Genomic DNA, 10,300 nt, shown 5'->3' with positions numbered 1-10,300 from the left:
GGCTTGGATCTGGGCGCTGAGCACTGGCGCATCGTTCGTGCCCATGATCGTGACGGTGACGGTGTGGGTGGTGCCGTCGGTGTGGGTGATGGTGACGGAGTCGGTCGCCGTCTCGCCGTTCTTGAGCGCATCAGTGCCGGCGCGGCTGTTGTCCAGCGTGTAGGTCCAGGCGCCGCTGGCATCCATCGCAAAATTGCCAAGCGGGGTGCGCTGCTGCAAGGGCACGAACTCGGCGCTTTCGCCTGTGGCCACCAAATTGCCGCCAGTGACCGCCGACACGTCTTCCTTGACCACGCCCACATCCACACCGCCGATCACGACGCTGTCGCGCTGGCCCTGGATGGTGACGGTGATACTGTGGCTGCTGCCATCGGCGCTGTGCACCGTGAAGGTGTCGGTGGCGGTCTCGGTGCTCATGAGCGCCTGAACCTCGGGCTTGCTGTTGTCCAGCTGGTACTGCCACTGCCCGTCTTCGCTGAGCGTCAGACTGCCGTAGCTGCCGGCCGTGGCCGTCTGGGCGACGAAGTGCGCCTGGCCGTCGTCTGCGTCGGCAATCGTGAGCTGGCCGCTGACGGCTTGGGTGTTGTCCTCGGCGGTGCTGCCCGTGTTCACGCCGGCGATCGTCGGGCCGTCGTTCGTACCGGTAATTGTGATCGTCAGGTTCTGCGTACTGGTGGCGCCCGTGCCATCCGTTACCGTGATCGGAACGACCACGTCCTGCGTCTGGCCCATCGCCAGATGCTGATAGCTCGCGTGGCTGGGGTCGAAGCTGTAGCTGCCGTCGGCATTCAGTGTGAAGCCGTCGACGGCATTGGCGAGGCTGAACGTCTGCGTGTCGCCAGCATCGACATCAGTTGCAAGCATGTGGCCAGTGAGCTCGCTGCCGTCTTCGGTGACGGCCTGTGTTTGCGCCTGAAGCACGGGTGCATCGTTCGTGCCCTGCAGCGTGACCGTGATCGTGTGGGTCGTGCCGTCGGCACTCTGCACCGTCAGGCTGTCCGTCAGGCTGTCGCCCGTCTTGAGCTGCTGAATGGCCACCTGGCTGTTGTCGGCGGTGTAGGTCCACGTGCCTGAGGTATCGAGGCTGAAGTGGCCGAGGCCGTTGCTGCCCGCGATGTCAGTCTGCGCCATGAAATGCGCTTCGCCGCTGTCGACATCGCTGATCGTCAGCTGGCCGTTGGCTTGTAGATGACCGGTGGTGACGGCCGTGTCCTCGGTGACGGTCGCGATGTCCACGCCGCCGATCACCGCGCCATCTGCGGCGCCCGTCACCGTGATCGTGAGGTTTTGCGTGCTGGTCGCACCATCGCGGTCGGTCACAGTGATGGGGATCACCACGTCCTGCGTCTGGCCAGCGGCCAGATGTTGGTAGCTGGCATGACCCGGATCAAAGCTGTAGCTGCCGTCGGCGTTGAGCGTGAAGCCGTCGACTGGCTGGGCGATAGAGAAGGTTTGTGTGTCGCCGGCGTCCACATCAGTGGCGACCATGTGGCCGCTGAGCTGCGTACCGTCTTCGGTCACGGCCTGCGTCTGTGCTTGCAGCACCGGAACGTCGTTCGTGCCCTGCAGCATGACCGTGATCGTGTGGGTCGTGCCGTCGGCGCTGGTGACGATCAAGGTATCGGTGAGGCTGTCACCGGCCTTGAGCTGCTGAATAGCCGCTTGGGTGTTGTTGGCGGTGTAGCTCCAGGCGCCCGCTGCATCAATGCTGAAGTGCCCGTAGCCGGCGCTGCCGGCCACATTCGTCTGCACGGTGAAATGCGCTTCGCCGTTATCGGAGTCGGTGATCGTCAGTTGGCCACTAGCCTGCAGATGACCGCTGGTGACGGCGGCATCCTCAGTGACCGTTCCCACATCCACACCGCCGAACACTGCGCCGTCTGCGGCGCCGGTGACGGTGATGCTGAGGTTTTGCGTGCTGGTGGCGCCAGCGCTGTCGGTTACAGTGATGGGGATCACCACGTCCTGCGTCTGGCCAGCGGCCAGATGTTGGTAGCTGGCATGACCCGGATCAAAGCTGTAGCTGCCGTCGGCGTTGAGCGTGAAGCCGTCGACTGGTTGGGCGATAGAGAAGGTTTGTGTGTCGCCGGCGTCCACATCAGTGGCGACCATGTGGCCGCTGAGCTGCGTACCGTCTTCGGTCACGGCCTGCGTCTGTGCTTGCAGCACAGGAACGTCGTTCGTGCCCTGCAGCATGACGGTGATCGTGTGCGTCGTGCCGTCGGCACTCTGCACCGTCAGGCTGTCCGTCAGGCTGTCGCCCGTCTTGAGCTGCTGAATGGCCACCTGGCTGTTGTCGGCGGTGTAGGTCCACGTGCCTGAGGTATCGAGGCTGAAGTGGCCGAGGCCGTTGCTGCCCGCCACATCGGTCTGCGCGGTGAAGTGCGCTTCGCCACTGTCAACATCGCTGATCGTCAGCTGGCCGCTGGCTTGCAGGTGGCCGCTCTGGACGGACGTATCCTCGCTCACGCTGCCGACGTCCACACCGCCGATCACGGCGCCGTCTGCGGTTCCCGTGACGGTGAGGGTGAGATTTTGGGTGCTGGTCGCGCCGGCGCTATCGGTCACAGTGATGTGGATCACCACGTCCTGCGTCTGGCCAGCGGCCAGATGTTGGTAGCTGGCATGACCCGGATCAAGGCTGTAGCTGCCGTCGGCGTTGAGCGTGAAGCCGTCGACTGGCTGGGCGATAGAGAAGGTTTGTGTGTCGCCGGCGTCCACATCAGTGGCGACCATGTGGCCGCTGAGCTGCGTACCGTCTTCGGTCACGGCCTGCGTCTGTGCTTGCAGCACAGGAACGTCGTTCGTGCCCTGCAGCATGACCGTGATCGTGTGCGTCGTGCCGTCAGCGCTGGTCACTGTCAGCGTGTCGGTCAGGCTCTCGCCTGACTTCAGTTGCTGGATCGCCGTCTGGGTGTTGTCGGCTGTGTAGGTCCAGGCACCTGTTGAATTGAGGCTGAAGTGCCCGTAGCCGGCGCTGCCGGCCACATCGGTCTGCACCGTGAAGTGCTCCTCGCCGCTGTCTACATCGCTGATCGTCAGCTGGCCGTTGGCTTGCAGATGGCCACTCTGGACGGGCAGGTCCTCTGTCACACTGCCGACGTCCACTCCGCCGATCACGGCGCCATCTGCGGCGCCCGTCACCGTGATCGTGAGGTTTTGCGTGCTGGTGGCGCCCGCGTTGTCGGTGACAATGATTGGGATGACAACATCTTGCGTCTGGCCCGCAGCCAGATGTTGGTAGCTGGCATGGCTTGGGTCAAAGCTGTAGCTGCCATCGGCATTCAGGGTGAAACCGTCCACAGGCTGGGCGATGCTGAAGGTTTGCGTGTCACTGGCGTCCACATCGGTTGCAATCATTTTGCCGGTCAGCTGTGTGCCATCTTCGGTGACTGCTTGTGTTTGCGCCGCGAGTACTGGCGCGTCGTTTTTGCCGTTGATGGTCACGGTCACGGTATGGCTAGTGCCGTCCGTGCTGCTGATGGTGAAGGTGTCGGTAAGTGTTTCACTAGCCTTCAGTTGCTGGATCGCGGCCTGTGTGTTGTCGGCGCTGTAGGTCCAGGCGCCAGTGCTGTTCAGGCTGAAGTGTCCGTAGCCGCTGCTGCCGGCCACATCCGTTTGGGCGGTGAAGCGGGCTTGTCCGGCATCGGAGTCGGTGATCGTCAGTTGGCCACTAGCCTGCAGATGACCGCTGGTGACGGCTGTGTCCTCGGTGACTGTGCCTTTGTCGGTACCCGCAATGACGGCGCCATCATCACGGCCAGCAACGGTGACACTGACCGTGTGCATGGTGCCGTCGGCGCTGGAGACGGTGAAGCTGTCGGTAACGGTCTCGCCGCTCTTAAGCGCTTGGACGGCGGCCTTGCTGTTGTCCAGCAGGTACTGCCAATGCCCGCCCTCGTTCAGCGTTAGACTACCGTAACTGCCTGTCGTGGCAGTCTGGGCGATGAAATGTGCCTGGCCGTCGTCCACATCGGCGATGGTGAGCCGGCCAGTCACAGCTTGGCTGTTGTCTTCGGCCGTGCCGCCGGTGTTCACACCGCCGATGGTTGGGCCGTCGTTGCTGCCGGTGACTGTGATGGTGAGATTTTGTGTGCTAGTTGCTCCGGCGCTATCAGTTACAGTGACCGGAATAATCACATCTTGCGTCTGGCCCGCGGCCAGATGTTGGTAGCTGGCATGGCTTGGGTCAAAGCTGTAGCTGCCGTCGGCATTCAGCGTGAAGCCGTCGACGGCGTTGACAAGGCTGAAGGTTTGCGTGTCGCCCGCGTCAACATCGGTGGCAATCATTTTGCCACTGAGTTGTGTGCCGTCTTCCGTTACACTTTGCGTTTGCCCAACTAGCACGGGCGCGTCATTGCTGCCCTGTATCGTGACGGTCACGGTGTGGCTAGTGCCGTCAACACTGCTGACTGTGAAGGTATCGGTGAGGCTCTCGCCAGTATTGAGTTGCTGAACGGCAGTCTGCGTGTTGTCGGCGTTGTAAGTCCATACCCCTGAGGAATTAAGGCTAAAGTGTCCGTAGCCGTTGCTGCCAACCACATCGGTTAGTGCAGTGAACTGGGCTTGGTCAGCATCGGGGTCGGTAATGGTGAGTGTGCCATGTGCCTGTAATTGCCCATGCTGGGCAGATTGATCTTCGATAAGCGTTGCGGTGACGGTTCCACCGATAATCGCTTTATCATCAGCACCTTTGATCAGAATCGTGATCTTTTGGCTTGTTCCATCCAATGCTTGTACAAACAGGGTGTCAGTTAAGGATTCACCATGCTTGAGAGCTTGTATGCTGGGATTGTTGTTGTCTGCTGTGTAGGTCCAATGGCCATGGGTGTTGATGGATAATATGCCGAATTGACCTTGGAGTTGTTCGGCTGCAAATCCTGCTCGCCCGGTATCGGGATTGCTTACCCAGAGTTGACCGTCTGTATGGAGTTGTCCTTGAGAAAGGCGTTTGTCTTCAAACACCCTCATTACTGATGTGCCCATAATCACAGAGTGATCATCGGTACCATGAATGGTGATGGAGATGGTTTGCTGTGTGCCATCTTGGGTTTGTACCACAAGGGTGTCAGTGATGGATTCTCCGGTTTTGAGTGCTTGAATTGCCGTCTGCGAGTTATCTGCGGTGTAGGTCCAGTGGCCTAATTCATCAATGATGAGGGTACCAAACTGACCATATTGCTCTGTAGCTGTAAATAAGTGTGGTCCGTGGTCGTTATCTGTGATGGTAAGGTTGCCATCGGCCCTAAGCATGCCTTGATAAGTGTCACTATCTTCAGTGAGTGAGGCCGAGGTTGTGCCTGATATTTCGGCCTTATCATCAGTTCCATTAATCGTGATTGTAATGTTTTGCCCAGTACCATCGGCGCTGTGGATAGTAAAAGTATCAGTAAGATGCTCACCCGATTTAAGGCTTTGAACGGTGGCCAGTGAGTTATCGGCGCTGTAGATCCAATGGCCGTTTACATCGATCGTAAGATAGCCAAATTGTCCCTGCAATGAACCTGCCGAAAAATGGGCTTGATCCTTATCTGGATCTTGGATGCTTAATTGACCTGATACCGTTAATTGGCCGTTGAGAGCCTGAGTATCTTCCGTCACTAAACCCGTCATATCACCTTTAATGATGGCGGTATTATCAGCCCCATTCACTTGAATGCTGACTTGCTGGCTAACAGGATGGCCTGATTGATCTGTTGCGGTGACGATAAAGGTTTCCGTCACTTGTTGGCCAGAGACTAGAGCAAGCGTGGCGTTTGCATGGTTATTTAGTTGGTATTGCCATTGGCCCGTGAGTGGATTGATGCTCAGTTGGCCATATTGACCTTGTCCATCAAGCACAGCCCAAGTGATTACATCGTTATGATCGGGATCGACACTGCGTAGTTGCCCCATCACTGTCTGCAAGGAGTCCGCCGAATTAATACTGGCGAGGTGCGATCCTAAAATTTGGGGCAGATCGTTACTGCCTTCGACATCGATGATGATGACAGTGTTTACTTGTTCGCCATTGGGGCTGCTGACGGTAATCGTAAATTGTTCGGTTTGATGCTCACCTTCGGCTAATGCATCAGTGTTAAGTGCATTATTATCGAGTTGGTAATGCCATTCGCCCGTTGTTGGATCGATATCAAGGTGACCAAATTGACCTTGATGTTCTGCGACCGTCCATTGGAGTGGGGTTACTATTCCCCCATGGGCGTGCAGTTTTCCAGAGGCACTCGCGACTGGGGCATCTTCTTTAACCGATTGATGGCCGGCTTGTTCGTCAATGGTGAGTGGGGTGTGCTGTTCAGTGCTAATGATTGGGGGGCGCACAATTTGAGTTAATGTGGTTCTTGCCATTGATACCGTTAATACTGCCGGTTCAATCTGCTGCTTAACATGTCCAATTTCAGGGAGTTGGCTGAGGGTAACAAGGGGCAATTGTGTGTCGTCAAAGTGTGGACCTTGCCCTAAATGGGTTGATTCACTCGAACCATAATCTTGGAACTTAGGGGCATTTTGGGTTTGCGTTTCATCCGCTTGCTGTGGCATCTCTGACAAGGTTTTTTCCGAGTCTGTGCTAGAGCTAGCTGACTGGGCTGTTACATGGCGGTTATCAATGTCTACGGTAGCGGGTTGCGAATCAGGCTTTTGCTCTGTCGATTCTTCGGTATTAACAAGCTGCGTTGCTGCGTGCGAGGGTAAGCGCCAAGACTTGCTTGCCACAATATCTGGGCTTGCAGTGCTTTGGACTTCACTCCCTCTAAATTCCTTTGCCTTGAGCTTGGCGACATCTTTATCAAGCTTTTTAGCGGCAATTTCAGATTTTTTGGCGAGTTTTGCTGAAATGCGACTTTTTCGTTTTGCGGTTGAGAGCGTTAATGGTTTTTTTTGGCTCATAGTTCGTGCTCCCTAGCGTTCACCAAAGGCTTCAGTCACATTGGTAAATACGGGTTTCCACAGGTATTGAAAGACGGTTTTATCCCCTGTGACAATATCCGCTTCGCCAGTCATACCGGGGATCAGCTCTAGCTTATCGGGTTGATCGCCAAAGTAGGGCTTGTCAATCGAGATTTGTACTTTATAAAAAACGCCGCCTTTTTCATCTGCATCTGTGCTTGGGGAGATGCGTTTGACGATACCATCAAGTGCCCCATAGCGACTGTAATCAAAGGCATCAATTTTTATGCGCGCGTTTTGTCCCACACTGACAAAGCCAATGTCCCGAGGGGAGAGTTTGGCCTCAAGTAGGGCTGTTGGCGTGGTGGGAACAATCACCGCAACTGTGCCACCTGGTTGAATCACACTCCCTGATGAGGTGTTTGGAATGGACTGGATGATGCCATCAACAGGGGAGGTAATGGTGTTTTGTTGCACCTGCAAATCGGAGGATTTTAAACGTGCGGTAATCCCTAATAATTCAGCTTGTGCATCAGTGCGAGCTTCACCAACCTCTTTTAGCAATGTGGCTTGTTTTTGCTCCAACTGCCGTTGAAGATTTTCAATATCCCGTGCCAATACCTGTTGTTTACCTTCCATACTTTTTAGTTCACGTATGTAGGAGTCTAATTTTTGTTGCGATTCCAGCATAGTGAGCTTAGAGATAGCCTGAGATTCTTTGATGGAATCCATCATATTGATGGTTTGTTGGGCTGAATTGATTTGATGTTTCAGTGGCGGAATTTCTTGATCAAGACTTGCCAACTCAGCTTTCGATTTGGCGATTTCCGCGAGGGAAGATTGAATGATGGCTTGTTTTTCGGTATTCATCCGTTCGAGATCACTAATATGCCCTTTCACAAGATTGGGATGACTTTCAAGGTAGCGAGCAAAGTTGGCCTCTCTGGATTCGATAAAAGCACTGTAACGCTCAATTTTGAGCACCAGATTAGCTTGTTTACTTTCCAGCTCTTCAGCGGCAGCTTGGCTATCGATGGCGATAAAGTTGGCGAGGACATCGCCTTTTTTCACTAAATCCCCCTCAGAGACCAAGATAGAGGCTATGGTTCCCCCTGAAAAACTCTGAATCACTTGTTGATGTCCAAGGGGGATAACCTGACCTTTCGCTTTGGCAATTTCTTCAATATTAGTGAACAGTGACCACACAAACATAATGAACACTGAACCCGCAATAAAGTAGGTGATTTGTTTGATGATGCGCTTTTCTGCTGGTGCTTCAATGGCTTGACTGAACTCGTGTTCTGGCAAAGAACGATGGTTAAGTTGACGATCATTCATTGTGTGTTGTCTCCATGCTAGCCACTGATTGGTTGCCATTGTCTACATTAGGTTTGTTTGGGATAGGACCAGCATAAACCACTGACCCTTTATCTAAGATAACGACCTTATCCGCGTGTTGGATCAGTTCTTGATCATGGCTAGTAAATAAAATAGTCGTTTTCCCTTTTAACTTGGTTAAGGTTTCGATAAAGGTTTTTTTCGCAAAAGGATTGCGGTTGGCTATGGGTTCATCCATGACAAGTAAAGGCGATTTTTTTAATAGGGCCCGAGCTAGGCTGATATAACCACTCCCAATCACCGAAAACATATTGGCTCCCTGAGCGGATAAACTGCGATTTAAATCGCCACCGAGCACCTCTTTTAAAGCGTCTCCACCTGCTTCATACAATGCTTGACACAACTCATCATCGGTGGCATCGGGTTTAGCCAGCCGTAAGTTATCTGCTAACGAGCCCGGTAGTAGTTCGGTGTGGGTCGGGCTGAATGCGGCCCATTGGCGTAAAGCTTCGGGGTCGAATTGTTTCAGGTTTTTACCATCTAAAGTGACAAAGCCTGCTTGGGTATCAATTACGCCTATGGCTGTCAGCAATAAGGTGCTTTTACCATTGCCATTAGGGCCGATAATGGCGACGGTTTCTCCTGCTTCAACATCAAATGTGACGCCAGAGAGTGCAGGTTCAGCTTCAGCACTGTAACGAAAGGTGACATGTTTAAAGTTGAGCGCGGGTGCTTTATTTAGGTTAGGTCCATCGAGGCGGAGTTGATTAAATTCGGTCGTCACCTCCATAAAACGGTCAAACTGGGTGACAGTACTGGTTATCATGTTAATTTTAGACGCCGAAGAAAATGCTAATTGGGCGGGGCCTGTGATGCGCCAAATCAACATACCACAGGCGATTAAAGCGCCGGGTGATATACTTTGATTTAACACTAAAAAAATGCCACAAAACACGGTAACTAGGGCTGTCATCAGCCCCATGGCATGGGCAACTGCCGCTGTCAGCCCATTACGTTTGGTATATAAAAATTGTTGTCGGCAGTGCTCACGGCAACGACGGATAAAATCTGCGTACCAGCCTTCGGTTTCCCCTGCGGTTTTCAGCTCTAATACATTTTTAGCTAGTTCATTGAGACTGTTTTGATAGTCATTACTGATGGTTGGGCTGGCGGCTTGGGTAAAACGGTTTAGGGCTTTCATCACTAGGTAAAACAGAATCAGCATACAAAATGGTACTAATACCAGCCAACCACTGAGAACTGTGATGGCAATAAGCGCCACGATCGTAAAGGGCAAATCAATCAGCCCACCTCCGCTAGGGCCTGACAATAATCCTCTCACCTTTTCTGCATTACGAAGTCGTGCTAAATGATTCGATAATCCAACTCGGGATAACATCATCAACGGCATACTGAGGAGTTGATTAAAGGATACGGCTGAGAGATCCCTTGCCAATTTATTGCTTGCTCTGGCCAGTACTTTGGCTCGCAGCATTCGGCTATAAATAAAAATGCTTAAGGCAAGCAATGCACCTATTGCGATCCCAGGTAAAATTTCGGGGGCTTGTCCTCCAATGACTCTGTCGTATACCGCCATGGTAAAAAGCGGTATCGCTAATCCGGTCAAGCTGGCGACGAGGCTTAACAAAAAAACGGGTTTGAACCACTTTTTTTGCTGCTTAAACTGGCTTGCAAAGCGACTCCTTTTTTGATTGGAAGAAGGTAGGCTATTAATAATAAAAACTTTTCCATCAGTGGGGAGTGTGAGTGGTTGCCATTGATGGTGTGGGCCTAAATACTCAAAGGTGTGCTGGCTTCTGCGGCCTATTTGCGGTTCGCCCTCTTCGGGTAGGATCAGGAACGGGTAAATTGTATGGCTGAGTACCTCGGGATCAAGAGATCGTAAATCGGCAACAACATGATGTTTTTTAAATAAGATATACAAATCTAAGTAACTCGCATCATCGACTAACGCACTGCGTTCAATATTCTTGGCTTGGGCATTAAGTCCGAGTTGATTAAATAGTGTGACTAGTTGGGATTTTAAGTTTGGGACAGACTGGGTTTGGCTATGCAT

The 10,300-nt window shown here is 53.5% G+C and carries 3 protein-coding genes; all 3 read right to left on the bottom strand.

The annotated features are described in order from the left end of the window. The coding region (locus tag Q4Q52_RS09005) for a VCBS domain-containing protein (protein ID WP_311990417.1) at positions 1–6,885 on the bottom strand (6,885 nt) is incomplete at its 3' end. 12 nt (positions 6,886–6,897) lie between these two features. Then, positions 6,898–8,223, bottom strand: a complete 1,326-nt coding sequence (locus tag Q4Q52_RS09000) for an HlyD family type I secretion periplasmic adaptor subunit (RefSeq protein WP_311990416.1) — start codon at positions 8,221–8,223, stop codon at positions 6,898–6,900. After that, complete coding sequence (locus Q4Q52_RS08995) at positions 8,216–10,300, bottom strand: ATP-binding cassette domain-containing protein (RefSeq protein WP_311990415.1); 2,085 nt, start codon at positions 10,298–10,300, stop codon at positions 8,216–8,218. Before Q4Q52_RS08995 ends, Q4Q52_RS09000 begins: the two co-directional genes overlap by 8 nt.

It is taken from the genome of Shewanella sp. SP1S2-4, assembly GCF_031932075.1.
GTDB lineage: Bacteria > Pseudomonadota > Gammaproteobacteria > Enterobacterales > Shewanellaceae > Shewanella > Shewanella baltica.
This window is presented reverse-complemented; position numbering and strand designations above follow the sequence as displayed.

Bases quoted from the DNA above. Each gene is read 5' to 3' on its own strand.
- Q4Q52_RS09000 (WP_311990416.1), bottom strand. From the start codon at position 8,223: ATGAATGATCGTCAACTTAACCATCGTTCTTTGCCAGAACACGAGTTC.
- Q4Q52_RS08995 (WP_311990415.1), bottom strand. From the start codon at position 10,300: ATGCATAGCCAAACCCAGTCTGTCCCAAACTTAAAATCCCAACTAGTC.